The sequence below is a fragment of the Serratia sp. TSO36 genome (genome assembly GCF_057808395.1).
Genome location: NZ_JBJZOU010000010.1, coordinates 1 through 25,315 on the forward strand (window position 1 = coordinate 1; position 25,315 = coordinate 25,315).

The 25,315-nt window shown below is 60.7% G+C and carries 20 protein-coding genes and 2 pseudogenes; 7 read left to right on the plus strand and 15 right to left on the minus strand.

The features are described from left to right. The 3 genes and pseudogenes from ACK3CV_RS07025 to ACK3CV_RS07035 form a co-directional block, all read left to right on the plus strand. A partial coding sequence (locus tag ACK3CV_RS07025) for an RHS repeat-associated core domain-containing protein (RefSeq protein ID WP_489009818.1) occupies window positions 1-3,899 on the plus strand: 3,899 nt, incomplete at its 5' end. A 21-nt stretch (window positions 3,900-3,920) separates the two neighbouring features. Next, a complete protein-coding gene (locus ACK3CV_RS07030; protein WP_060428927.1) occupies window positions 3,921-4,220 on the plus strand; it encodes a hypothetical protein in 300 nt (99 codons plus the stop codon). A 52-nt stretch (window positions 4,221-4,272) separates the two neighbouring features. Beyond that, window positions 4,273-4,421, plus strand: a pseudogene (locus ACK3CV_RS07035) (RHS repeat-associated core domain-containing protein); the annotation flags it as partial. A 368-nt stretch (window positions 4,422-4,789) separates the two neighbouring features. On the opposite strand, the gene ACK3CV_RS07040 reads toward ACK3CV_RS07035, so the two are convergent. Then, window positions 4,790-5,299, minus strand: coding sequence for a hypothetical protein (locus ACK3CV_RS07040; RefSeq protein WP_086581046.1), 510 nt, complete (start codon window positions 5,297-5,299; stop codon window positions 4,790-4,792). 64 nt (window positions 5,300-5,363) lie between these two features. Then, the gene (locus ACK3CV_RS07045) at window positions 5,364-6,098 is read right to left on the minus strand and encodes a hypothetical protein (protein ID WP_239504673.1); all 735 of its coding nucleotides are present in this window, start codon (window positions 6,096-6,098) and stop codon (window positions 5,364-5,366) included. Between the two features lie 182 nt (window positions 6,099-6,280). On the opposite strand from ACK3CV_RS07045, the pseudogene ACK3CV_RS07050 reads away from it, so the two are divergent. Beyond that, window positions 6,281-6,472 (plus strand): annotated as a pseudogene (locus tag ACK3CV_RS07050) (transposase); the annotation flags it as partial. A 6-nt stretch (window positions 6,473-6,478) separates the two neighbouring features. Here the strand turns inward: ACK3CV_RS07050 and ACK3CV_RS07055 are convergent. From ACK3CV_RS07055 to ACK3CV_RS07075, 5 genes are read right to left on the minus strand one after another with little or no spacing between them, the layout of a single operon-like run. Beyond that, window positions 6,479-7,585 (minus strand): ABC transporter permease, encoded by a 1,107-nt coding sequence (locus tag ACK3CV_RS07055; protein WP_033637509.1) that lies wholly within the window; start codon window positions 7,583-7,585, stop codon window positions 6,479-6,481. A gap of 11 nt (window positions 7,586-7,596) precedes the next feature. Next, complete coding sequence (locus tag ACK3CV_RS07060) at window positions 7,597-8,751, minus strand: ABC transporter permease (protein ID WP_033637510.1); 1,155 nt, start codon at window positions 8,749-8,751, stop codon at window positions 7,597-7,599. Continuing rightward, complete coding sequence (locus ACK3CV_RS07065) at window positions 8,748-10,484, minus strand: ATP-binding cassette domain-containing protein (RefSeq protein ID WP_164141959.1); 1,737 nt, start codon at window positions 10,482-10,484, stop codon at window positions 8,748-8,750. Before ACK3CV_RS07065 ends, ACK3CV_RS07060 begins: the two co-directional genes overlap by 4 nt. Window positions 10,485-10,492: 8 nt before the next feature. Beyond that, window positions 10,493-11,479: a secretion protein HlyD gene (hlyD, locus tag ACK3CV_RS07070; protein ID WP_489009819.1), complete on the minus strand. Its 987-nt coding sequence runs from the start codon at window positions 11,477-11,479 to the stop codon at window positions 10,493-10,495. A gap of 18 nt (window positions 11,480-11,497) precedes the next feature. Next, window positions 11,498-12,196 (minus strand): CerR family C-terminal domain-containing protein, encoded by a 699-nt coding sequence (locus tag ACK3CV_RS07075; protein WP_164141961.1) that lies wholly within the window; start codon window positions 12,194-12,196, stop codon window positions 11,498-11,500. 297 nt (window positions 12,197-12,493) lie between these two features. On the opposite strand from ACK3CV_RS07075, the gene rhlE reads away from it, so the two are divergent. From rhlE to dusC, 3 genes are all read left to right on the plus strand, one after another. Further along, window positions 12,494-13,870 (plus strand): ATP-dependent RNA helicase RhlE, encoded by a 1,377-nt coding sequence (gene rhlE, locus ACK3CV_RS07080; RefSeq protein ID WP_164141963.1) that lies wholly within the window; start codon window positions 12,494-12,496, stop codon window positions 13,868-13,870. A 113-nt stretch (window positions 13,871-13,983) separates the two neighbouring features. Beyond that, entirely contained in the window at window positions 13,984-14,943 is a 960-nt protein-coding gene (locus ACK3CV_RS07085) for a D-2-hydroxyacid dehydrogenase family protein (RefSeq protein WP_164141964.1), read from the plus strand. A gap of 84 nt (window positions 14,944-15,027) precedes the next feature. Continuing rightward, on the plus strand, window positions 15,028-15,960 hold the full coding sequence (dusC, locus tag ACK3CV_RS07090) for a tRNA dihydrouridine(16) synthase DusC (RefSeq protein ID WP_164141966.1): 933 nt from the start codon (window positions 15,028-15,030) through the stop codon (window positions 15,958-15,960). Between the two features lie 41 nt (window positions 15,961-16,001). On the opposite strand, the gene ACK3CV_RS07095 is transcribed toward dusC, so the two are convergent. From ACK3CV_RS07095 to ACK3CV_RS07130, 8 genes are all read right to left on the minus strand, one after another. Next, complete coding sequence (locus ACK3CV_RS07095) at window positions 16,002-16,268, minus strand: hypothetical protein (RefSeq protein WP_049201133.1); 267 nt, start codon at window positions 16,266-16,268, stop codon at window positions 16,002-16,004. 246 nt (window positions 16,269-16,514) lie between these two features. Beyond that, a complete protein-coding gene (fbpC, locus tag ACK3CV_RS07100) occupies window positions 16,515-17,561 on the minus strand; it encodes a ferric ABC transporter ATP-binding protein (protein ID WP_033653496.1) in 1,047 nt (348 codons plus the stop codon). Between the two features lie 11 nt (window positions 17,562-17,572). Continuing rightward, entirely contained in the window at window positions 17,573-19,651 is a 2,079-nt protein-coding gene (locus ACK3CV_RS07105) for an ABC transporter permease (protein ID WP_164141969.1), read from the minus strand. Between the two features lie 67 nt (window positions 19,652-19,718). Then, a complete protein-coding gene (locus tag ACK3CV_RS07110; protein ID WP_103773767.1) occupies window positions 19,719-20,750 on the minus strand; it encodes an ABC transporter substrate-binding protein in 1,032 nt (343 codons plus the stop codon). After that, window positions 20,747-22,075: an MFS transporter family glucose-6-phosphate receptor UhpC gene (gene uhpC / locus ACK3CV_RS07115; RefSeq protein WP_275430306.1), complete on the minus strand. Its 1,329-nt coding sequence runs from the start codon at window positions 22,073-22,075 to the stop codon at window positions 20,747-20,749. Before uhpC ends, ACK3CV_RS07110 begins: the two co-directional genes overlap by 4 nt. Before the next feature lie 60 nt (window positions 22,076-22,135). Continuing rightward, entirely contained in the window at window positions 22,136-23,677 is a 1,542-nt protein-coding gene (locus ACK3CV_RS07120; RefSeq protein ID WP_164141972.1) for an MASE1 domain-containing sensor histidine kinase, read from the minus strand. Next, on the minus strand, window positions 23,677-24,306 hold the full coding sequence (locus ACK3CV_RS07125; protein ID WP_164141974.1) for a response regulator transcription factor: 630 nt from the start codon (window positions 24,304-24,306) through the stop codon (window positions 23,677-23,679). Before ACK3CV_RS07125 ends, ACK3CV_RS07120 begins: the two co-directional genes overlap by 1 nt. 123 nt (window positions 24,307-24,429) lie before the next feature. Continuing rightward, window positions 24,430-25,194: an arylamine N-acetyltransferase family protein gene (locus ACK3CV_RS07130; RefSeq protein ID WP_489009820.1), complete on the minus strand. Its 765-nt coding sequence runs from the start codon at window positions 25,192-25,194 to the stop codon at window positions 24,430-24,432. Window positions 25,195-25,315 lie beyond the last annotated feature (121 nt).

The following is a 25,315-nucleotide window of genomic DNA, read 5'->3' on the forward strand; positions in this document are numbered from 1 at the left end:
CCCCCAACGTCTTCATCAACGGCAAACCCGCCGCGCTCGCCACCCACAGCCAGGTGGCCTGCAGCGACGACGGCCCGAGCATGCAGATGGCGCAGGGCTCCGACAAGGTCAGCATCAACGGCCAGCCTGCCTCGCGCGTGGGGGACAAAACCAACTGCGACGCGCAGGTGATGGAAGGCTCGCCCAACGTGTTTATCGGCGGCGGCACCGTCACCACCTTGCCGATCAAGCCCGAAGTGCCGGATTGGCTGTACAAGGTCTCTGACCTGACGCTGCTGTTCGCCGGCCTGGTGGGCGGCGTGGGCGGCGCCGCCGGCAAGCTGGGGGCGCTGGGTAAACTGCTGGGCAAGCTGCCCGGCATCAACAAGCTGGCGCGCATCGCCTGCCGCGCCGGCACCCTGATGACCGCCACCGCCGCCGTCGGCATTATCGCCCGGCCGGTGGATATCGTCAGCGGCCAGAAATTCCTCGACGGCGAAGACGATCTTGATTTCGTGCTGCCTTCGCGCCTGCCGGTCGCCTGGCAGCGCTATTGGCGCAGCGGCAACCCCGGCGACGGCGTACTGGGCCGCGGCTGGAACCTATTCTGGGAGAGCAGCCTGCAGCCGTATCAGGACGGCCTGGTGTGGCGCGCGCCTTCCGGTGACTTCGTCGCTTTCCCCAGGGTGCCGCGCGGCTACAAAACCTACTGCGAAGCCGAAAAATGCTGGCTGATGCACAACGACGACGGTAGCTGGCAGCTGTTTGACGTCGGCGAACAGATTTTCCACTACCCGCCGCTGGCGGGCGACCAGCCGAGCCGGCTCAGTATGATCACCGACGCCATCGGCAACGCCACCTCGCTGTTTTACGATGACGAGGGGCTGCTGAGCGAACTGGTGGACAGCGCCGGGCAGCGCCTGATGTGCCGCTATGCGCAGGGCCGCCTGCGCGAAGTGGCGCTGCAAACCGCCGAAGGCGAACGGACGCTGGCGCGCTACGATTACGATGAGCAGGGCCAACTGACGACGGTGAGCAACCGTGCCGGTGAGGTAACGCGCCGCTTCGGCTGGCGCGACGGCCTGATGATCAGCCACCAGGACGCCGCCGGGCTGCTGAACGAATACCAATGGCAAGAGATTGACGGCGTGCCGCGCGTGACGGCCTACCGCAACAGCGCCGGAGAATCGCTGGAGTTCGGTTATGACTTCGCCGGTGGGCGCCGCAGCGCGGTGCGCGGCGACGGCAAGCGCGCGGAGTGGCGGCTGGATGACGACGACAACGTGGCGCAGTACACCGACTTCGACCAGCGCCGCTACGGTTTTATCTACCAACGCGGCGAACTGTGCAGCGTGCTGCTGCCCGGCGGCGCGCAGCGCCAGAGCGAATGGGATCCTTACGGCCGCCTGCTGTCGGAGACCGATCCGCTCGGCCGCGTGACGCGCTATCAATATTCGCGCAACAGCGGCCGGCTGTTCGCCGTCGCGTACCCGGACGGCAGCAGCGAGGCGCAGCACTGGGATACGCTGGGGCGCCCGACGCGCTATGTCGATGCGCTGGGCAATGCCACGCTGTACCGCTATCCGGATGACGAAGAGAGCCTGCCGGCCGGCGTGATCGACGCGCTGGGCGGGGAAGTGAAGCTGGAGTGGGACGCCCGCGGCCAGCTGACGCGCTACACCGACTGTTCCGGCAGCGTGACGGCTTATACCTACGATGCGCTGGGGCAACTGACGGCGCAGACCGATGCCGAAGGCCACCAGACGCGCTACCGGTGGGATAACGGCGGGCGCCTGCACACCCTCATCCAGCCGGACGGCGGCGAAGAGCGCTTTAACTGGAATGCGCACGGCCAGCTGGCCGAGCATCAGGACGCGCTGGGCAGCCTGACCCGCTGGCAGTACAACGCCCTGGGGCTGCCGGTCAGCATCACCGACCGCATTAACCGCACCCGGCGCTATCACTACAGCCCGCAGGGCTGGCTGACGCGGCTGGAGAACGGCAACGGCGGCGACTACCGCTTCAGCTACGATGCGGTGGGCCGCGTGCTGGCCGAAGAGCGCCCGGACGACACCCGCCACTATTATCGCTACGGCGCGGCCGGGCTGCTGGAGGAGCACCGCGAGGTCGGCCTGCCGGGCAGCGCGGGCGAGCTGACGCAGCGCGAACAGCGCTTCCGCTTCGACGAGGCGGGGCAGCTGGTCTGGCGCGGCAACGCCAGCGCGGAATGGCATTACCGCTTCGACGCCATGGGGCGGCTGCGCGAGCTGAACCGCCTGCCGACGGCGAGCGGCGCGGCGCTGGGCATCGAGCCGGACAGCGTGCAGATGCGCTATGACGCCGCCGGGCGGCTGCTCGGCGAGCAGGGCGTGAACGGCGAGCTGCAATACCAGTGGGATGCGTTGGCCAACCTGCAGGCGCTGACGCTGCCGCAGGGCGATCGCCTGCAGTGGTTGTATTACGGCTCCGGCCACGCCAGCGCCATTAAATTCAACCAGCAGGTGGTGAGCGAATTCACCCGCGATCGCCTGCACCGGGAAACCGGCCGCAGCCAGGGCGCGCTGCAGCAGCAGCGGCGTTACGACGCCATGGGCCGCCGCAGCTGGCAGAGCAGCGCCTTCGGCCACGACAAACTGACCCGGCCGGAAGACGGCGTGCTGTGGCGCGCTTATCGCTATACCGGCCGCGGCGAGCTCGCCGGGGTGAGCGACGCGCTGCGCGGCGAAGTGCACTACGGTTACGACGCCGAAGGCCGCTTGCTGCAACACCGCGAGCCCAATCAGGGCAAACCGGGCGCGCGGCTGGTGTACGATCTGGCGGATAACCTGCTGGGCGAGCGCAGCCCGCAGAGCGACATCGACGCGCACCTGCCGCTGGCGCCGATCGCCGATAACCGGCTGACGCACTGGCAAAAACTGTTTTACCGTTACGACGCCTGGGGCAACCTGATCAGCCGGCGCAACGGCCTGTATGAACAGCACTACCGCTACGACGCTGACAATCGGCTGGTGCAGGCGCATGGCCGCGGCCCGCAGGGCGAGTTCGAGGCGCAGTATCATTACGACGCGCTGGGCCGCCGCAGCCGCAAGGCGGTGCGCTATAAGGGCAAAACCGAACAGACGACTCGTTTCCTGTGGCAGGGTTACCGGTTGTTGCAGGAGCAGCGCGACGACGGCAGCCGCCGCAGCTGGAGCTACGATCCGGCCAGCCCGTGGAGCCCGCTGGCGGCGCTGGAGCAGGCGGGTGATAGCCACTCGGCAGATATTTACTGGTATCACACCGATCTGAACAGCGCGCCGCTGGAAGTGACCGACGCAGCGGGCAACCTGTGCTGGTCCGGGCAATACGACACCTTCGGCAAGCTGCAGGGCCAGACGGTGGCCGGTGCGGCGAAGCGGCAGGGCGCGCAATATCAGCAGCCGCTGCGCTACGCCGGGCAATATCAGGACGACGAAAGCGGCCTGCACTACAACCTGTTCCGCTACTACGAACCCGAGGTGGGGCGTTTCACCACGCAGGATCCTATAGGGTTGCGCGGTGGGTTGAACCTGTATCAGTATGCGCCGAACCCACTGATGTGGGTGGATCCGCTGGGGTTGAAAGTACTTTACCGAGGCATGAGTCTCGATGAGTACAATAGTTTGATGAATGAGGGGTGGAAAGCAGGCCAAGGAACGATGGAGGGGAAATGGTTCGCTGAGTCTTATAAAGATGCAGTTACGTGGGGTAACAAAATGGGGCATGGGGGCGATGTTTTTAGAGTCGTACAAATTGATGTGCCCGACAACGTGGCAAGTAAAATGCATATTGACCCTCACCTAGATGGAATAGGACCTGCGAGGTATGCTGAAGTTGTTGATTTGAATAATCACGCTAAGGTTACTTGGAGCAAAGAAATTAAAGCTAAGCGTGGGTGTTGAGTATCTAATGGAGAGTGTGTTATGAATCTCGTAAAGGTTGATTGGACTCCTGAACATATGGGCGGGAGAAAAACGGTCCCTCCAGCAGGAAAGTATTATGCAGTATCTCGATTCCCTGAGGACAAGGAGTGGCAAAATAATGCCTGGAGCGTTGTTTTTGAGCTAGAGGAATCCAAGTCTGAAAATGGCAAGACGTTTTCGTTGGGAACTGTAGATTTTCTTATGGAATCTGCACCTAAAGAGCGTATGGTTCAGCATGATAAATTCGAAATTTACGAAGGGCCTAAAAAAGTAGCGGATGTGTTTCTTATTAATACCTGAGTTTTTGATAGTGTTGGTCTGAGCTGTACGAGATGCAGAGCCAGACGGTGGCCTGCGCTATGCCGGGCAATATCAGGACGATAATGCAGAACCTGAGGTGGGACGTTTTACCACACAGGATCCTGTAGGGGGCACGGTGGGCTGAATTTTTATCTGTATGCGGAGAACTCGCTGATGTGGTTGGATCCGCAGGGGCTGAGTAGTAAGCCATGTAAAACAGAGAAAACGCCGGAAGATTCTTATGAAAAAGCTAGGGGTAAAGTACTCAAATGACTCGAGGAGCGTGCTTTTCTTACTGCTTGATACGGGTTTTGTCATGTGAGTCACCTCTGATTTAGAGCTTACTCATTTATTCGTATGACAACTATTGCTGGGTAAGATCACTGTTCTGGTTAGACCATCATGACTTTGCTTGTCGTTCTCTATCAGATGAAACTCTTGCAACAAACAAAGAGCAGCTTGATGCTTTGATTGAACCCCTGCGGGCCTATAGAGAAAAAATGCCACTATCTCCAAAATAGATGAGTGAGAGATGATACATTTGGCCCGGTTTTTGCCAGGCCACTTCTTCAAAGCATAGCTAATAAGGTTGATGCGCCAGCACCAACGAGACTAGCTACAGTGCTATTATTTAGCAAATCCTTAAGTAAAGATTTTGCCTGAGGGTCTTGTGATTGAGATACTTTTTCAACAAGTTCAGTTATGCTGATATTTACAATAAGATGGTTACGTTCACCGATTTGAACTTGTGAGCCTGATACGCTTCCTATGTTGAATATATTTTGGCTAGATTGCTTGGTTTTTTGCTCATTGGCAGTTAAATTCTCAACCTTTAATGTAAGCATGTGTGGGTGATTGGTATCAACATTAAGTGTACCTCCAGGTAAGAATGACATATCAAGTACTTTTAAAGATATTTCGCCCTTTCCTAGTTTTTGAGTTATTTTATCGCCAATGCTAATGTTGGGCTCTTCAGTGTAAGGGATTAGCACTTTTTTTTCAGCTGAATTCCGTAGGCCTTTATATTCAGCTCCAGCGATTTTAAAAGTTTCAGGGTATGTCATAGCATCAAAATCCATCATGTTACTCCTTTAGATTTCTGTTTTTTGATTAGGTTTGCTGATTTATAAATATGAGCATAAGCTACTTTTTAAAAATAGATATTAAAAAATCATATTTTTCTTTACTTAGTAAGTTTCTTGAGTGGGCGCTACTCAGAAGTATTTTCGAGAGAACAATAATCTCATCCTCACCCGAAGAAGCAATCATTCCGAAAAAGTCACTTAACTCTTGAATACTGATGTTATTACTTGTGCCAAATTGCGCATATTTGCTATTTACAGTCTCTATATTGAATATATTCTGGTTCGCCAGTGGCTTTTTTAACTTCTCAATTTCTGCATGTTCTATAATCTTTTGAGACATACTTTCAATATGACCGCTAACATCTTTCTTTTGTGGAAATGAAAACCCATCCCCTCTTAATATTCTATCTGTTTCGGCCATTTCATGGTAAAGCCTACGAACCATCACCAGTAATATTATTTTAGCTTCTTCAATGGATTCCTCTGTTGAATATTGGCATTCGATTGCTAACGCTGAGGTCTGCTCAAATACATTTATTGAGTAATTTTCAATGTAAGGTTCGATAAATCCATTCCAAAAAACCTGAACGGGAGAACCTTTAAATGCTACACCTTGATAGCAGATTTCTGCTCCATCATATGCAGTAACTTTCATAGGTGGTCCTGCATGGAGGAATCGCCATCTACGAATCAATTTGGTTAATTTTTCATCAATATCTTGAACGGCTTTATACGTCCTTTTGAACAAGGGGGATGGAGACATACCCGGGACGGCAAGAATCTCTTTTTTCACTTGGATCTCCATCATTTTCACTATTGTTTTTTATAGATTATTTATGCTTTGTCTTTCAAGAACATTCAGTATAAAAATACCTTATTTACATCGATAATTTGATCAATATCTTGATTAGTTTCTCTCAGACGTGAGCCGCCACAGATCGTTAAATCAAGCTGTAGCGAGCATACCCCTTCAAACAGCAGTTTGCCAATAAGCTGAGAAGTTATGCCAATGGCATATTCGTGAGTCCCACGCATCGTCGGAGTACCAGCGTTCTGGAAGGGATAAATAATAAAATTAAGGCGATAAAAAGAATGGCCTAGGGATACCGGGATAACGATTACTTCTTTTTGAAAATCAAAGCAGCGTTTCCCGGTAAAGCGTTATGAACCTTTTTATGCGATTTTGCGGCGGAACAGCGCGTAGGCGGCGCTGCCGGTGGTGGCGGTGATCACCAGCAGCGGCCACAGGCTGTGCCAGATGATGTCGAAGCTGGCATCCTTCAGGTAGATCTGCTTGGTGATGTCGGTGAAGTGGCGTATTGGGTTGACCCAGGTCAGATCCTGCAGCCACACCGGCATATTCTCCACCGGCGAGACGTAACCCGAGAGCAGGATCGCCGGCATCATGAACACGAACACGCCGATGAACGCCTGCTGCTGAGTGGCGCACAGCGACGAGATCAGCAGGCCGAAACCGACCAGCGACAGCCCGTAGATCAGCATGGTGGCATAGAAGAGCAGCAGCGATCCGGCGAACGGGATCTGGTACAGGAAGATGCCGATCAGCAGCACGATGCTGGCCTGGAAGCTGGCGACGATCAGCGCCGGCACCGCCTTGCCGATAAAGATCTGCCAGGTGGTGAGCGGCGAGACCAGCAGCTGTTCCAGCGTGCCCTGTTCGCGTTCGCGCGCCACCGACAGCGAGGTGACGATCAGCACGCCGATGGTGGTGATCATGGCGATCAGCGACGGCACCACGAACCATTTGTAGTCCAGATTCGGGTTATACCAGTTGCGCACCACCAGCTCGCTGTTGTTGGGTTTGGCGCGGTTGCCGAGCAGCTCGTTCTGATATTCCTGCACGATCTGCTGCACATAGTTGGCGGCGATCTGCGCGCTGTTGGAGTTGCGCCCGTCGAGCAGCAGCTGCAGCGGCGCGGTGTTGCCGGTGGCGATATCGCGCGAGAACTGCGCCGGGAAGCGGATCAGCAGCAGCGCCCGCTGGTTATCGATGGTGGTCTTTATCTCCTGCGGGCTGCGCAGCAGCAGCACGTGTTGAAAGGCCTTGGCCTTGGCGAAGCGCTGGGTCAGCTCTACCGAGGCCTGGCCGCTGTCCTCGCTGTAGACCGCGATGGTGGCGTTGGTGACTTCCAGCGTCGCGGCGAACGGGAACAGCAGCACCTGCAGGATCACCGGCATGATTAAAATGGCGCGGGTTTGCGGATCGCGCAGCAGCGCCTGCATTTCCTTGATGATGAGCGTCAACAGACGATGAAACATCGCTTTTCTCCTCAATCCAGCCGGCGCTGGGTTTTCCAGGCCGTCAGGCCGATGAACACCACTGCGGAAGCGATCAGGAACAGCAGATTGATCAGCAGCACGGTGCCGACGTTGCCCGCCAGGAACAGCGTTTGCAGCGTGCTGACGAAGTAGCGCGCCGGAATGATGTAGGTCACCGCGCGCACGATGGCCGGCATGCTGTCGATCTGGAAGATGAAGCCGGACAGCATGATCGACGGCAGGAAGGCGGCGTTCAGCGCCACCATCGCCGCATTGAACTGATTGCGGGTGAGGGTGGAGATCAGCAGGCCCATGCCGAGGGTGCTGGCGAGGAACAGGCTGCTGATCAGCAGCAGGATCAGCAGCGAGCCGCGATAGGGCACGCCGAGCACCCAGACCGCCACCGCCATGCACAGCGCCATGGCGGCCATGCCGAGGAAGTAATAAGGGATCAGCTTGGAGAGCAGCAGCTCGCTGCGCGTCACCTGGGTGGACAGCAGGGCCTCCATGGTGCCGCGCTCCCATTCGCGGGCGATCACCAGCGAGGTGAGGATGGCGCCGATCACCGTCATGATGATGGTGATGGCGCCGGGAATGATGTAGTGCCGGCTGATGGCCGCCGGGTTGAACCAGTAGCGCATCTGCACGTCAATCAGCGGCTTGTCGCTGTTACCCCGATCGGCGGCGCGCTGCTGCTGCCAAACTTGCCATACGCCCTGGGCGTAACCCTGCACGAAGTTGGCGGTGTTCGGCTCGCTGCCGTCGGTGATCACCTGGATCGGGGCGCTGTCGTGCGGGCGCGCCATGCGCTGGTCGAAATCCACCGGGATCACCACCAGGCCGCGGATCGTGCCGGCCTGCATCTGCTGGATCAGCCGTTGACGGTTGTCGCTGATGGTTGGTTCGATATAGGGCGAACCGGCGAAGGCGTGGGCCAGATCGCGCGCGTCTTCGCTCTGCTGCTCCATCAGAATGCCCAGATGCAGCTTGCTGGAGTCCAGGTTGATGCCGTAGCCGAAGATAAACAGCAGCATCAGCGGGATGACGAAGGCGATCAGGCCGCTGCTGGGATCGCGCAGTATCTGCCGCGTTTCCTTCAGGCACAGCGCGCGCAGCCGGCGCCAGGAGAAGCCGCCGTCGTCGATTGGGGTGCGGTTATCGCTCACCGTGATTCCTCCTCGTCGTAGCCCTGCACCAGCTCGATAAACGCCTGCTCCATCGAGGGGTTGGGATTGTCGTCGCGCGCCACCTGCTGTTTGAGATCGTCCGGCGTGCCGGCGGCGATGATCTTGCCGCGGTACACTAGGCCGATGCGGTCGCAGTACTCCGCCTCGTCCATAAAGTGGGTGGTCACCATCACCGTGACGCCCTTGTCGACCATGCCGTTGATGTGCAACCAGAACTCGCGCCGCGTCAGCGGATCGACGCCGGAAGTCGGTTCGTCGAGGAACAGGATATCCGGTTCGTGCATCAGCGCGCAGGCCAGCGCCAGGCGCTGTTTGAAGCCGAGCGGCAGCGCGTCCGGCGTCTGATCGAGGATCGGCGCGAAGTTGAAGGCGCGGGACATCTCGTCGATTTTGTCGCGCTGCGCCTTGCCGCCCAGGCCGTAGACGCCGGAGAAGAACTTCAGGTTTTGCGCCACCGTCAGGTTGCCGTACAGCGAGAATTTTTGCGCCATGTAGCCGAGGCGCTGGCGCGCCTGGCCGGAGCTGGTCTTGAGATCCATCCCCAGCACCAGCGCTTTACCGCTGGAGGGGATCAGCAGGCCGCACATCATTTTGAAGGTGGTGGACTTGCCGGCGCCGTTCGGCCCGAGCAGGCCGAAAATTTCGCCGCGCCGCACCTGGAAATCAACGTGATCGGTAGCGGCGAAGTTGCCGAATTTTTTGGTCAGTTGCACCGCTTCGATCACCGTTTCACCGCTTGCGCCGTTGACGGTCGGCATGATCTCCGCCAGCGCCGAGCGGTGGTTGGGGCCGCCGCCGAGCAGATCGATAAACGCATCCTCGAAGCGCGGATCCGCTTCGTCCAGTTCGGCGTCCGGCAGATCCAGCGCTTGCAACAGCTGCCGGTGATCTTCGCCTTCCTTCAGGATCAGGCGCAGATACTTGCCCTGGATCACCCCGTCGGTGACCGCCGGCAGGCAGATCGCCCGCTGCAGCAGCGACCGATGGCTGCCGGGGGGCGCGGCGATCAACACCGTGCGCCCGGCCATACGGCGGGTCAGCGCCTGCGGCGCGCCGCTGAACAGCAGCTCGCCCTCGTTGAGCAGCAGCACTTCGCGGCACTGTTCGGCCTCATCGAGATAAGAGGTGCTCCACAGGATCAGCATGCCGTCGTTGGCCAATTCGTGCACCATGCGCCACAGCTCGCGGCGCGAGATCGGATCAACGCCGACGCCCGGCTCATCCAGCAACAGCACCTGAGGTTCGCCCACCAGCGTGCAGGCCAGGCCGAGTTTCTGCTTCATACCGCCGGACAGCTTGCCCGCCAGGCGCTCGGTAAAGCGGGTCAGATCGGTGAATTTCAACAGCCGCTCGAAGGTCTGGCGGCGAAGATCGCCGGTGACGCCGCGCAGATCGGCGTACAGCGTCAGGTTCTCCATCACCGTCAGATCCTCATACAGCCCGAACTTCTGCGGCATGTAACCGAGGATCGCGTGCAGTTGACGATCCTGCGCGATCGGATCCAGCCCGGCGACCCGCAGTTTGCCGCTGCTGGGCTGCAGCAGCCCGGCCAGCATGCGCAGCAGGGTGGTTTTGCCGGCGCCGTCCGGGCCGACCAGCCCGATCACCGCGCCGCTGCGCAGGGTGGTGGTCAGGCTGGCGACCGCCGGTTTCTCAAGCGACGGGAAGCGCTTCTCCAGCCCTTCCAGCTCAATAGTGTGCGCCTGTTCCATGGCCGGCCTCAGGGTTTGGCGAAGCGCAGGGTGACCGGCATGCCCTGGCGCAGCGCGTCATCGGCGTCGGTGACGATCACCCGCAGGCGGTACACCAGATCGGTGCGCAGATCCGGCGTTTCAACGCTTTTCGGCGTGAATTCCGCGGTCGGCGAGACGAAGCCGATCTTGCCGTGATAAGGCTTGCCGGGGCGGCCGTCGGTGTAGATCTCCAGTTCGGTGCCGGGCACCGCCTGGCTCAGGCTGGTTTCGTTGACGTAGGCGCGCACCCACACCGGCCGGGTCAGCGACAGGGTGAAGACCGTGCCGCCGGCGCCGAGCATGGTGCCCGGCTCCACCGCGCGGGTCAGCACCGTGCCGGCGGAAGGGGAAACCAGCGTGGCGTCTTGCAGGTTCAACTGTGCCTGCGCCAGCGCCGCCTCGCTCTGCGCCACGTCGGCCTTGGCCTGTTCGATTTCTTGCGGACGGTTGCCGCTGCGGTATTGCGACAGCTTGTCCTTCGCCGCCTGCAGGTTGGCCTGCGCCTGATTGCGGGCGGTGCGCGCATCTTCCAGCGTGTCGGCGGAGGTGGCGTTTTTCGCCCACAGCCCCTGCTGGCGTTTCAGGAAGCTGTCGGCGTAGGCGAAGGCGGACTGACGCTGCGCCATTTCCGACCGTACCTGGGCGATCTCTTCGCTGCGGTAGCCGGCCTGCAGCAGCGACAGCTTGGCGCGCGCGCTGCCGACGTTGGCTTCGGCCTGCTGCAGCGCGTTGCGGTAGGGGGCGTCGTCCAGCTTACCGAGTAGCTGGCCCGGCTGAACGGCATCGCCTTCATCCACCGTCAGCGACGCCAGGCGGCCATCGACGCGAAAGCCGAGGTTCACCGTGCGGATGTCGACGTTGCCGTACAGCGTTAGCGGCTTATCTTGCTGCTGTTGGTAATGCCATACCCCGTAAGCGGCGGCCGCGATCAGCAGAATTAACAACACGATCAAGGCACTGCGTTTTTTGTTCATAACACTCCCTGCCTGAATTTACGCGCCATGACGTTGGCGCAGCCCAACAACCAGAATCTCGATATGCTCGCTCAGCACCGCCGCGATTTGCGCCGCTTCGCCCTCGCCAATCTCTTGCCAGCCGGCCTGGCGGCGGATGGTTTCGCGCGCCACGCGGAACGACAGTACCTCGCCGATCAGCGCATGGGTATGCAGCACGAGGCGGGGGGTGCGTTCGTCGATGCCGGTGGCGGCCGCCAGCAGGCGGCACAGCCGCTCGTGCATCGGCGCGATCACCTGGCTGTGGATCAGCGGGTAGGCGTCGGTCGGGGCGAGCTGTTCGCGCGACATGATTTTGCTCAGGTTCAGCGTGTGCGGCTGGGTCATCAGTTCGCTGAAGGCCAGCAGGCCACGCTGCAGCAAATGCAGCGCCGCGTCGGGTGAGCGCTGCGCGACGGGCTGTTGCCAGAAGTGATCGACCTCTTCGGCCAGCGGGGCGAACGCCTGCTGGATGAAATCGGCGAGCGACTGCGCCACGGCCAGGTACAGCCCCTCTTTGGAGCTGAAGTAGTAGGTGATGGCGGCGATGTTCTGGCCGGCGCGCTGGGCGATATCGCGGGTGGTGGCGCCCTGCAGGCCATATTCGCCGAACAGGTCGGTCGCCGCGGCGAGCAGCTGCCGGCGCGCTTGCTCGCCGCGCGCCCGGCCGGCGGCCTGATGAGGTACGGAAGCTGGCATGGGTCACGCTCGAAGTTAATCAATCATATGATTAACTTTATGCCAGATTGTTTAAAATGCAACCGCCAATCACAATGCGTTATGTGATCGGCTTCAGACAATGCTGAATTTACGGCAGATTGTGCTCTGGGTGCGTAAAAGTGCTTTTTATTGCGCGACTTCTGTTACAATCGCCGCCTGGTGCACTGCAGTTTGTGCCAATCCCTCGTGGTCATGCTTAATGCCCCGTCTGATCATCCTCCCAGGAAACTGCACCGAACACCGTTAGGTTAGGGGGGATCTGGAGTTTTTCTCTTTATGTCATTTGAAACCCTCGGCTTAAGTGCTGAAATTGTGCGCGCTGTTGAAGAACAGGGCTATCGCGAACCGACGCCAATTCAGCGTCAGGCTATTCCTGTCGTGCTGGAAGGTCGTGACCTGATGGCCAGCGCCCAGACCGGCACCGGTAAAACCGCCGGTTTTACCCTGCCGCTGTTGCAGCTGCTGAGCAAGCATGACCATCCGGTCAAGGGCCGTCGCCCGGTGCGCGCGCTGATCCTGACGCCAACCCGTGAGCTGGCGGCGCAGATCGGCGAAAACGTCGATGCCTACAGCAAACACCTGCGCCTGCGTTCGCTGGTGGTGTTTGGCGGCGTGAGCATCAACCCGCAGATGATGAAGCTGCGCGGCGGCGTCGATATCCTGGTGGCGACGCCGGGCCGTCTGTTGGATCTGGAACATCAGAACGCGGTTGACCTGTCCAAAATCGAAATTCTGGTGCTGGACGAAGCGGACCGCATGCTGGACATGGGCTTTATCCACGACATCCGCCGCGTGCTGGCCAAGCTGCCGGCCAAGCGTCAGAACCTGCTGTTCTCCGCCACCTTCTCCGACGACATCAAGGCGCTGGCCAACAAGCTGCTGCACAACCCGGCTTCGGTAGAAGTGGCGCGCCGCAACACCGCGTCCGAGCAGATTGAGCAGAGCGTGCACTTCGTCGACAAGAAGCGTAAGCGGGAACTGCTGTCGCAGATGATCGGCGAAGGCGACTGGAAACAGGTGCTGGTGTTTACCCGCACCAAGCACGGCGCCAACCACCTGGCGGAGCAGCTGAACAAAGACGGCATCACCGCCGCGGCGATCCACGGCAACAAGAGCCAGGGCGCCCGTACCCGTGCGCTGGCGGACTTCAAAGACGGCCGCATCCGCGTGCTGGTGGCCACCGACATCGCGGCGCGCGGTCTGGATATCGACCAACTGCCGCACGTGGTGAACTACGAGCTGCCTAACGTGCCGGAAGACTACGTGCACCGTATCGGCCGTACCGGCCGCGCGGAGCGCACCGGCGAAGCTATCTCGCTGGTGTGCGTGGACGAGCACAAGCTGCTGCGCGACATCGAGCGTCTGCTGAAGCGTGAAATTCCACGCATCGCACTGCCGGGCTACGAGCCGGATCCGACTATCAAGGCCGAGCCGATCATCAACGGCCGCCAGGGTGGCGGGCGCGGTGCGCCGCGCGGCAACGGCGGTGGCCAGCGTTCCGGTAACGGCGGCGGTCAGCGCAGCAGTAACGCGAACGGCGGCCAGCGTGAAAACCGCGGCAACGGCAACGGTAACGCCCGCCCGCAGGGTGACGGCCAGCGCCGTTCCGGCGCGCCTTCGCGCCGCCCGCGCAATCGCAAACCGGCCGAATAAGCCTGATTGCTCTAAGAGTAAGCCGCCGATACGGGCGGCTTTTTTTTGCCTGGCGGAAAGGCATTTTCGTACTAGGCTGGACGGTGGCTACCCCTACATTCCAGGAGACGGAGATGAAATTGAAGTGCGCAATTCTCGATGATTACCAGCAGGTGGCGCTCAAGATGGCGGACTGGTCGGCGCTGGCCGAGCGGGTGGAGGTGTCCGCCATCAGCGCGCACTTTACCGATGAGGCGGAGCTGGCGGTGCATCTGCAGGAGTGCGACATTCTGGTCATCATGCGCGAGCGCACGCCGATGACCGCCTCGCTGCTGGCGCGGCTGCCGAAGCTGAAGCTGCTGATCACCTCCGGCATGCGCAACGCCGCTATCGATTTGGCCGCCGCCGCCGAGCGCGGCGTGGTGGTGTGCGGCACCAGCAGCGGGTCGGCGGCGCCGATGGAGCTGACCTGGGCGCTGCTGCTCGGGTTGGCGAAGCATATCGTGCCGGAAAGCGTCGGGCTGAAAAACAATGGCCCGTGGCAGCGGGATCTCGGCGTCACCCTGCAGGGCAAAACGCTGGGGCTGCTGGGGCTGGGCAAGATCGGCGGCCAGATGGCCCGGGTAGCGCAGGCGTTCGGCATGCGGGTGCTGGCCTGGAGCCAGAACCTGACGGCGGAAAGGGCGGCGCAGGAGGGGGCTGAACTGGCGCCGTCCAAACGGGCACTGTTCGAGCAGAGCGATTTTGTCTCTATCCACCTGGTGCTGAGCGATCGCAGCCGCGGGCTGGTGGGGCGTGACGAATTGATGGCGATGAAGCCCACCGCTTACCTGATCAACACCTCGCGTGCGGCGATCGTCGATCGGGCGGCGTTGGTGGACGTGCTGCAACAGCGGAAGATCGCCGGCGCCGGGCTGGACGTGTTCGAGACGGAGCCGCTGCCGGCCGACGATGCGTTTCGTCAGCTGCCCAACGTGCTGGCGACGCCGCATGTGGGTTATGTGGCGGACGACAACTACCGCGCCTACTTCACCGAGGCGGTCGAGGATATTGCGGCGTTCCTCGCCGGCCAACCGATCCGCCGGCTGGGCTGACGGCGCTTTTAATGCCCGCAGAGGCTTGTCTGGCGCGGGCATTCACCCGTATCATTGCGGGTCTTTTTTTAGCTGGGATTGGTCATGCGCGTATTATTGGCTCCGATGGAGGGCGTTCTCGATTCTTTGGTGCGTGAGTTGCTCACCGGGGTGAACGACTACGATCTGTGCATCACCGAATTTTTGCGCGTGGTCGATCAGCTGCTGCCGGCCAAGTCGTTCTACCGGCTGTGCCCGGAACTGCGCCACGCCAGCCGCACGCCGTCGGGCACGCTGGTGCGCGTACAGCTGCTGGGGCAGCACCCGCAGTGGCTGGCGGAGAACGCTGCGCGCGCGGTGGAGCTGGGCTCTTACGGCGTCGATCTCAACTGCGGCTGCCCATCCAAGCTGGTGAACGGCAGCGGCGGCGGGGCGACGCTGCTCAAAGATCCGGAATTGATCTACCAGGGCGCCAAAGCGATGCGCGCGGCGGTGCCGGCCCATCTGCCGGTCACGGTGAAGGTGCGTTTGGGTTGGGACTCCTCCAACCGCAGTTTTGAAATCGCCGATGCGGTGCAGCAGGCGGGCGCCAGCGAGCTGACGGTGCATGGCCGCACCAAAGAGGACGGCTACAAGGCGGATCGCATCAACTGGGCGGCGATCGGCGAGATCCGTCAGCGGCTGAGCATTCCGGTGATCGCCAACGGCGAGATCTGGGATTACCGGAGCGCGCAGGATTGCCTGCAGACGACCGGCTGCGACGCCATCATGCTGGGGCGCGGCGCGCTCAACGTGCCGAACCTGAGCCGGGTGGTGAAGTACAACGAACCGCGTATGCCCTGGCCGCAGGTGGTTGAGCTGCTGCAAAAATACGTCCATCTGGAAAAGCAGGGCGACACCGGCCTGTATCACGTGGCGCGTATCAAACAGTGGCTGGGCTATTTGCGCAAGGAATATGACGAAGCCACCGAACTGTTCAGCGAAATACGCGCGCTGACGACCTCGGGGGATATTGCGCGCGTCATCTGCCGCAGCTAAAAATAAACCCGCACGCGGCGGGTTTATTTAAATCGGTATTATCAGGCGGCTTTGTCGAGACGGTTCAATTCTATCTCGATATCCTGAATGGTTTTTTCCAGCCCTTCCAGACAGGCGCCCTGTTTATTCAACAGGTCGTTAATGGCTTCGGCGAATGCCTTATTTTTGCATTCCCCCTGATCGAAGGCCAGCCAGTGTGCGGAGAGCGTCTCGGTATTCGACTGCGCATAGTGGCGCATTTCCTTCAGCTGGGAAGCGACGTTGCGTAAATTATCCAGCTGCGCCTGTGCGTTTGCATTGTTGCTCATGAATTTCTCCTTGAGTTGGCCGTTAAATAATTTCGACTGCGGGATTAAGCTTACCCTATCTAAATAAAAATATCACCCTTGTCGGCCCTGGTGGTTATTTTTGAGTGAATGCGGCTGTATTTATTTTTCGATTGAACAAGGACTTGGATGGAATTGTAAAAATAGATAAATACGGTTTTTTAGACGGTTATTTCCGGCCATTCCATGCGGAATGGCCGTTATTCTAACGCTTAAGAGTGATGCTTATTATGCCGCGTCCGCCAGCATAAACATGCCGTAGGGGTGAATTTCCAGATAATAATGTTCGCCGACGTTCGGCTGCAGGCGAGTGGCGTTAACCTGCAGCAAAATTTGCTGCCCATGCCACGCCACCGTCACTTCATACTGCGGCCCCATGTAGGCGACATGCTGGATCACGCAGCGCTGGCTTTCCTCGCCGTGCTCGCTCAGCGTGATCGCTTCCGGCCGCACGCCCACCGTGCCGGCGCCTTCGGTAGCAAAGTGCGCCGGGCGCGGCAGGCGATAGCCGCTGATATCGACATAGTCCGCGCTGAAGCCGGCCGGGAACAGGTTGGCGTCCCCCATGAAGCTCGCCATAAAGCGCGACGCCGGCTGCCGATAGAGATCCTGCGGCGAGCCTATCTGCATGATATGCCCCTTGTTCATCACCAGCACGGTGTCTGAGACCGCGAAAGCCTCGCTCTGATCGTGGGTGACGTACAGCGACGTGATATCAAACTGCTTTTGCAGCTCGCGGATCTTTTCGCGCATGCTGCGGCGCAGGTTGGCGTCGAGGTTGCTCAACGGCTCGTCGAACAGCAGCACTTTCGGCTTGAGGATCAGCGCGCGCGCCAGCGCCACGCGCTGCTGTTGGCCGCCGGAGATCTGATCGACATAGCGATCGTCGAACCCCGCCAGATCCACCATCGCCAGCGCTTCCTGCACGCGCGCTTTCACTTCGGCGCGCGGAATGCCGAGCATCTTCAGGCCATAGCCGACGTTTTCCCCCAGCGACATGTGCGGGAACAGGGCATAAGACTGGAACACCATGCAGATGTCACGCTGCTGGATGGAACGATGGGTGACGTCTTCGCCATCAATGAATATCTGCCCGTCGCTCGGTTTCTCCAGCCCGGCGACCAGGCGCAAAATGGTGGTCTTGCCGCAGCCGGAAGGGCCGAGCAGCGTCACCATCTGCCCCCGAGGGATGGTGAGCGCGATGTTATCGATCACCGTGTTGCTGCCGAACCGTTTGGAGACGTTGCGCAGTTCAACGAAATTTTTCTGGCTCATCATGGGCTCCATTACGCCTGGTTTTTGGCTTTTGAACGGGAGATGCGTGCCTCGCCGATCAGCCAGTCAAAGAGGAAAATAATCGCCAGCATCACCACGATCAGAATTGAACCGTAGGCGATCGCCACCCCGTATTCGCCGTCTTCCACGCGGTTGAGGATGTATGCGGTGGCCACGCGGGTATCGGGGGTGACCAGGAAGACGATGGCGCTGACGGTGGTGATGGCGCGCACGAAGCTGTAGATCAGCGCCGACAGGATCGCCGGGCGCAGCAGCGGCAGCAGGATGTGCGTGATGGTGCGCAGCGAGCCGGCGCGCAGGCTGAGCGAGGCTTCGTCCAGCGATTTGTCTATCTGGCCCAGCCCGGCGATCCCGGCGCGAATGCCCACCGGCACGTTGCGCATCACCATCGAGATAATCACGATGGCGGCCGTCCCGGTGAGGTACACCGGCGCACTGTTGAAGGCGAGAATGTAAGAGACGCCGGCCACGGTGCCCGGCACCGCAAAGCACAGCATGGTGGTGAACTCGATGGTCTTTTTGCCCTTGAACTGCTGGCGCACCACGATCCAGGCGATCAGCAGGCCGAACGCGGCGGTGATCGGCGCGGCGATCCCGGCGTACAGCAGCGTGTCGAGCAGCGAAGGCCACGCGCCGTCGCTCATGCCCTGGCCGAACAGCTTGATGAAGTTATCCAGCGTCAGCGTGTAATCCACCCCCCAGTTGACGGTGAAGCTGCCGTAGAAAATGCTGCCGTAGAGCAGGGCGTTAAAGGCTACCCACACCGCCAGCAACGCGATCACGCCCCACACCAGCGTGACCGGCAGCGGCTGTACGTCGCCGCGATAGGATTTGCCGGACACGGTGACGTAGGAACGCTTGCCGATCCACAGGTACTGGATGCAGAACACCAGCAGCGAGAACAGCAACAGGAAGGCGCCGAGGGTGCTGGCGGCCTGATAGTCGAGCTGCGAGCCGGTGATGTAGAAATAGATTTGCGTCGCCAGCACGTCGAAGTTGCCGCCGAGCACCAGCGGGTTGCTGAAGTCGGCCAGCGATTGCACCACCACGATCAGAAACGCGTTGGCCAGCGCCGGTTTCAGCAGCGGCACGAACACGCCGTTAAAGGTTTGCCAGCGGCTGGCGCGCAGGGTGTAGGAGGCTTCTTCCAGCGAAGGATGAATGGTCTTGATCGCGCCGTCGAGGATCATGAACGCCATCGGGGTGAACGCCAGCACCTGCGCCAGCCAGATGCCGGTAAAGCCGTACAGCCAGTTGGTGTTGGTCAGGCCAAACCAGGCCACCATCCACTCGGTGACGTAGCCGGAGCGCCCCATCATCAGCGTGACGCCCAGGCCGACGACGAACGGCGGCGTGACGATGGGCAGGATGGAGAAGATGCGGCCGATAATGGCGCTGCGCCTGGCGATGCGGGTGGTGTAAATCGCCAGCACCAGGCCGAAGAAGGTGCAGCCGGCGCCCACCGCGATCGACAGGGCGATGGAGTTGAGGATCACCTGAACGATATGCGCCTGCGACAGCACGTTCATAAACGCCAGCGGCGCGAACGCACCCGTCTGGTCGGTGAACATCGGAATGAAAATCGCGATGCTCGGCCAGACGATGAAAACGCCGATCAGCGCCACGATGGTGACCAGCGCACCGATAACGAAACGGTCGCCGCCCAGCCATTCGAGGCGGGTCAGCGCCAGCGTCATGATGGCGCCCAGCGCGGTCAATTGCACCAGGGTGGCGTAGCCTAAACCGCGCCCCGCCACCGTGGCGCTGACGACGATAAAGGCCATGCACAGCAGCGCCCAGCCGGCATCGAACGCGTGGCGCCGCCGCCGTTCACCACCCGCTGGGGCGTAAGGGCGAAGCAGCAGCAGGCTCGGCAACAGGCACCATAGCCAGCTGACATTGCGGTGTGACCAGCCGTAGGCCGCGAGGATTTCATCGCCGGTGGACTCCAGCAGGCCGTAATTCAGGCTCCAGCTCGGCAGCAGGGCGAACGCCAGCCAGCCAAGCAAGACCCAAAGGAATATCGCATCTCGTTTTTTCACGAGATGGAGAGCATGTGTATGTGACATAAGTTTCCCGGATGTTCAGGCCGGGTAAGGCGTGAGGCTTACCCGGCAACAGGCGCAGAATGCGGGTTTATTTACCCATCTTGACTTCGCTGACCCATTTGTTGATCAGCGCCTTGCGGACCTCGGTCGAGCCGTATTTGTCCATGTCGTAGTTGATCAGTTTCAGATCGTCGAGCTTCAGCGAGTTCGGCGAGGTAGCGGCGGTGGTATTGGTCAGGATCTGATAGGACTTGCCTTTCTGCCATGCCAGTTCCTGCGCCTCTTTCGACAGCACCCAATCCACGAACAGCTTGGCGTTGTCGAGGTTGCGTGCGCCTTTGAGGATGCTGACGCCGCCGATTTCGTAGCCGGTGCCTTCACAAGGCGAGATCAGTTCAAGCGGCGCGCCCTGTTCTTTCTCGAGCGAGTAGTCATGCAGGAAACCGATGCCGATCGCCGTTTCACCGCGGGCGGCGTTGCGCGCCGGGGCAATGCCGGACTTGGTGTACTGCGAGACGTTGGCGTTCAGCTGCTTGAGGTAATCGAACGCCTGATCGTCTCCCCACAGCTGGGCAAAGGTCGCCAGCGCGGTGTAGGCGGTGCCGGAGCTCTGCGGATCGGCGATTTGAATCTCACCTTTGTATTCCGGCTTGGTCAGGTCTTTCCAGCACTTGGGCACCGGCAGGTTTTTCTCTTTCAGGCGCTGGGTATTGACGCCGAAGCCGAGAATGCCGACGTAGACCGCCGAGGAGTAGTGGCCTTTCAGCTTCGCCGGATCGCGGAATTGTGGCATCACCTGTTCGAGGTTTGGCGATTTGTAGGGCTGCAGCAGCCCCATTTCACCGGCCTGGGATTGCGGATCGAGCGTGCCGCCGTACCAGACGTCCGCCTGCGGGTTTTTCTTCTCGGCGTCCACTTTCGCCAGCGTGCTGCCGGAGCCGTTGCGGATGAACGAGGTTTTCACGTCATATTTCTCGCCGAAGGCTTTGGTCTCCGCTTCGCACATTTCATTGGTGGCGCTGCAGTAGACCACCAGGCGGCCCTTGGCGTGCGCGGCGCCGCTCAGCGTGGCCAGCGCGATGCCGGAAGCTATCAGGGTAGTGACTAAGGTTTTTTTCATTGTTTTATCCTTCTCTCGGTAGAGGTGGTGACGCTTGCCATCAGCAGCGGCATCAGCAATAAACCCATAAGAACGGCGGCGATCGACAGCAAACTGAACATGCCTGACCAGCCGTAGCCTTCGATGATCTGCGACAGCGGCCAGCCCGCCAGCGCGGCCCCCAGGTAGGCGAACAGGCCGAGAAAACCGGTGATGGAGCCCGCTGCGCCTTTGTGCCCGCATTCCACGGCGGCGAGGCCAATCAGCATCTGCGGGCCGAAGACAAAAAAGCCCACCGTAAAGAAACAGCCCGCCAGCAGCGCGTAGTGATGCACCGGCGCCAGCCACAGCGCGGCGACGGAAACCATCAGCCCGAGCGTGAACAGCAAAATCATCGGCGCGCGCTGCCCGCCGAACAGCAAATCCGAGCCCCAGCCGGCGAACAGCGCGCCGAGCAGGCCGCCTACCTCGAACAGCATCACCGTGGCGTTGGCGCTGAGCAGGTTGACGCCGTGGCTTTCCGTCAGCCAGAGATTGCCCCAGTCGTTCAACGCGATGCGGATCAGGTAGACCAGTACGTAAGAGACGCCGAGCAGCCAGATCATCGGGTTCTTCAGCATCGTGGTGCGCAACATCTGCCACAGCCCCATCGGCGGACTTTGCTGTTCCTGGCGCAGCTCCAGCGGATCGTGGCGCCACTGGCCGACCGATGGCAGGCCTTCTTCCTGCGGCGTGCCCGTCAGCCGCCGCGTGAGCCAGATGCCCAACACCATGCTGACGGCGCCCGGGATCAGCATCGCCGCCTGCCAGCCCCAGCGCTGGGCGGCGAAGGCGCTGATCAGCGGCACGATCGCGCCGCCGAGGTTGATCGACATATTCCAGCAGCCCCACCAGAAGCCGCGCTCGTTGCGCGAATACCAGTGGGTCAGCAGCCGCGCGCAGGGTGGCCAGCCCCAGCCCTGAAAGAAGCCGTTCAGCGCCCAGACCGCCAGCAGCAGCGTCAACGATTCGCCGAAGGCGAACGCCACGTTCAGCAAGCCGGTGGCGCACAGGCCGATCCCCATAAACTTGCGCTGCCCGTGGCCGTCGTGCCACAGCCCGGCGGCGAATTTCGACAGGCCGTAGCTCAGGTAAAACAGCGAGCCGAGCAGGCCGATGTCCCCTTTATCCAGCCCCAAATCCGTTTGCAGCGCCGGCAGCACGTAATTCACGCTTTTGCGCGTCAGGTAAAAGGCGGCGTACCCGATGACCATGTACAGCAGCAGTCGCGGGCGCAGCGCGCGGTAACGATGATCGATTTCAGATGCCGAGCGTGCCTGCATAGCCGCCTCCCTGGTGCTGACTATAAGAAGGTGAAAGGGAAAGGGGATGAGAGAAAGTCCGGAGTGGCTAAGACTTTTTCCTAGTTAGTCGATGGTTTGTTGCAAATTTGTGGGCAGGTTAACAATTACCCGCGTGCCGCAATACGTTTCCAGCGTCAGCTCGCCGCCCAGCGCGCTGACCCGCTCGCGCATCCCCTGAATGCCGAGGCCGGGCGCCTTGTCCACGCGGATGCCGACGCCGTTGTCCCGCACCTCGAGGTGCAAAAGCGCGCCCTGTTGATACAAGACGATGGCGACCTCGCTGGCTTCGGCGTGTTTGCACACGTTGTTGAGCAGCTCTTGCAGCAGGCGGTAGAGGGTGAAGCGCACCGTTTCGCCGGCGGGCGTGTCGCTCAGCCGGTAATCGAAACGGCAGTGAATGCCCCGTTCGGCAAAGGCGAATTCGCTCAGCAGGTGGTGAAGCGCCTCTTTGAACGCCAGCTCGTCCAGCGCGGGCGGGCGAAGCTGGCGCAGCAGCTGGCGCGTGGAGTGATGAATGCGCCGGGCGAGCTCGCTTATCTGGTGCGCGGCGGCCTGGGTTTGCGCCGGATCGCGCGCCCGTTTGACCAGCTGCGACTGGATTTGAATCGCGGTGATGTTCTGGCCGATTTCATCGTGCAGCTCGCGCGCCAGGTTTTTCCGCGTGTCTTCTTCTGTGTGGATCAGTTTTTCGGTCAGCGCCCGCCGCGCCGCCAGCTCTTCTTCCAGGCGACGCTGATAGTGGTGCAGGTTTTGCGCCAGGTGCTGCTGGCGGCTGATGGCGATGCCCAGGCCGATACCGAGCAGCGCCTGCGTCGCCAGAAAGATTTCCAGCTCGACCAGATTGCCGAACCCCACGCCGACCTGCCGGGCGAGGGTGATCATCATGCTGCCGAGCAGGCCGGACAGCACGCCGCCCTGCCAGCCGAACTTCCACGCCATCACCACGTTCGGCAGAAACACCACGATCAGCAGCAGGCGTTCGATTTCCGGCGACAGCACCATCTGCGTGCCGATGCCGATAACGAAGAACAGGCTGCACCAGATGATTAAGGACGCGCGCAGCGGCGGGTTGGGAGTGTCCAGCCCCAGCAGGTGGTAACGGTGCTGCTGGCGCAGAAATTCAAAGATCAGGTAGACGAACGGGGCCAGCAAGACGCCGCCGGTAAACGACGCCAGGCCAAGCAGCATCGCCGGGCTTGGCACAAACGGCGAAAGCAGGGTGGTATTGAGCAGCGAGGCGGCGGTCACCGCAGCCAGCAGCAGCGTCAGCCGCTGCCAGTAGAGCGGAAAACGGTGCCAGAGTCGTTGCGCGACCGCGGCCGGAAGCAGGGTGATAAACGGCGCGGCCAGCAGGCCGTAGCCGCTCAGCAGGCGTTCGCCGTGCAGCCAGAACAGCAACAGCACCGGCGGAATTATCAGGGCGGGCCAATAGCGGCGCGCCAGCAGGATCAGCAGCGCGAGATAGACGCCGTGCGGCAGAAACAGCGCCGCCTGGTTGCCGTTGTGGGTCAGATAGAAGCCGAGCGTCCACAGCATCAGCCAGCCGCTGCCCCAGGCCAACAGGATAAACAGCGAGATAACCCAGGGCCGGAGTTTGGGCGACATCAATGCCCCGCCAGCAGCTGATGGTCGAGGGCGAAATGCACCAGCTCGATGGTGCTGTTGCACTGCAGCTTGCCCAGGACGTTGGCGCGATGCACGTGCACCGTTTTATGGCTGAGCGCGAGCTTGAAAGCGATCTCCTTTACGCTGTCGCCTTTGACCAGCAGATCGAAGATTTCACGCTCGCGCGGGGTCAGCACTTCCAGCGCCGTGGCCGGCTGCTCGCCGCCGCGCAGCGCCCGCAGGGCGTCGGCGCACAGGTAATGGCCGCCCATATCGACGGAACGCACCGCCTGCACCAGCTCTTCCGGCCCGCAGCGTTTGGTCAGATAGCCGCTGGCGCCGGCGTCCAGCGCGCTTTGCACGAAGGAGGGGGAGTCATAGATGCTGAGCATGATCGCGCGGAACTGCGGCTTCTGCGCCCGCAGGCGCTTCAACAGGCTAAGGCCGTTTTCATCCGGCATGGCGATGTCCATCAACGCGACGCTGACGTCATCGCGCAGCAATGCCGGCCAGGCCGCCGCCGCGCTGCTGTATTGCCCCACCACGTCGAGATCGTCCTCGAGGCTCAGCAATTGCGCAAAGCCGGAGCGCACCACCACATGGTCATCCACCAGTATCACACGGATCATTTTTCGCACTCTGTTGCCGAATCATGGCCCTATGATGCCTGCCGCCGCGTTGCTGGCAATCAGCCAAGCGCGGTTATGCAATCGGTGTAACAGAATCGTAATAAAAGGGCGCCGCCTGCGCCGTCAACGATCCAAATCGATGGCGAAATGCTGCCACAGCGCGGCGCGCCGTTCTTCTTCCGAATGCAGCGTCGTTTCGTGGCGCTGATGATCTTCGGTCACGATCAGCTTCATGTCGCTGAGGGTCACCCGGCCGTGGTCCGTCGGCCGTGAGCACACCAGCCGCTGGGTGAAGTGCGACTGCGGCGAGGTGCTGTGGAAGCGGCACATCTCGTCGAACTCATGCAGTTCGCGCGGCTGAATGGTAAAGCGATACAGGGTTTTGGCATGCGAACGTTGGTCGCCGTTGCGGCGCTCCAGCAGGTAATACTCGCCTTCCCGCTCCAGATGGAAGGTGCCGCTGGCCTGCGGTCGCGGCTCGGCGGCGACGATCTTCAGCGGCGTCAGGAAGGAATCGCCGAAACCGACGTCCACCAGCCAGGCCTGGCCCGCCAGATCCACCCGCAGCGCCAGATGGTCGTAGGGCGGGCCGAAATGGCCGTCGCGCGCGCGGATCTCGCCGGAGATGAAGCTCACCTTGAAACCGATCTCGCGCAGCAGCAGAGCAAACAGCGCGTTCAGCTCATAACAGAAACCGCCGCGGTTGCGCTCGACCACCTTGCTGAACAGCGCCTCCGGCGCCAGCTGAATACCCTGATGATAAATAATGCTCAGGTTCTCGAACGGGACGCTCAGCATGTGGCGATGGTGCAGCTGTTGCAACGTGGAGAGGTCTGGGCGGGCGGCGCCGGTAAAGCCGATATGCTGCAGGTAGCGTTGGGTATTCACAGGGAGTCTCGCATGAGAAAAAGTAGGCATAAAATAGCGGGCTTTGCGGCTTTTGTGAGCGCATTACGTGCGGCGCTGTTGCTGCTGCCGCAAACTGTCACTGGTCGGCGTTAGCCTGTTC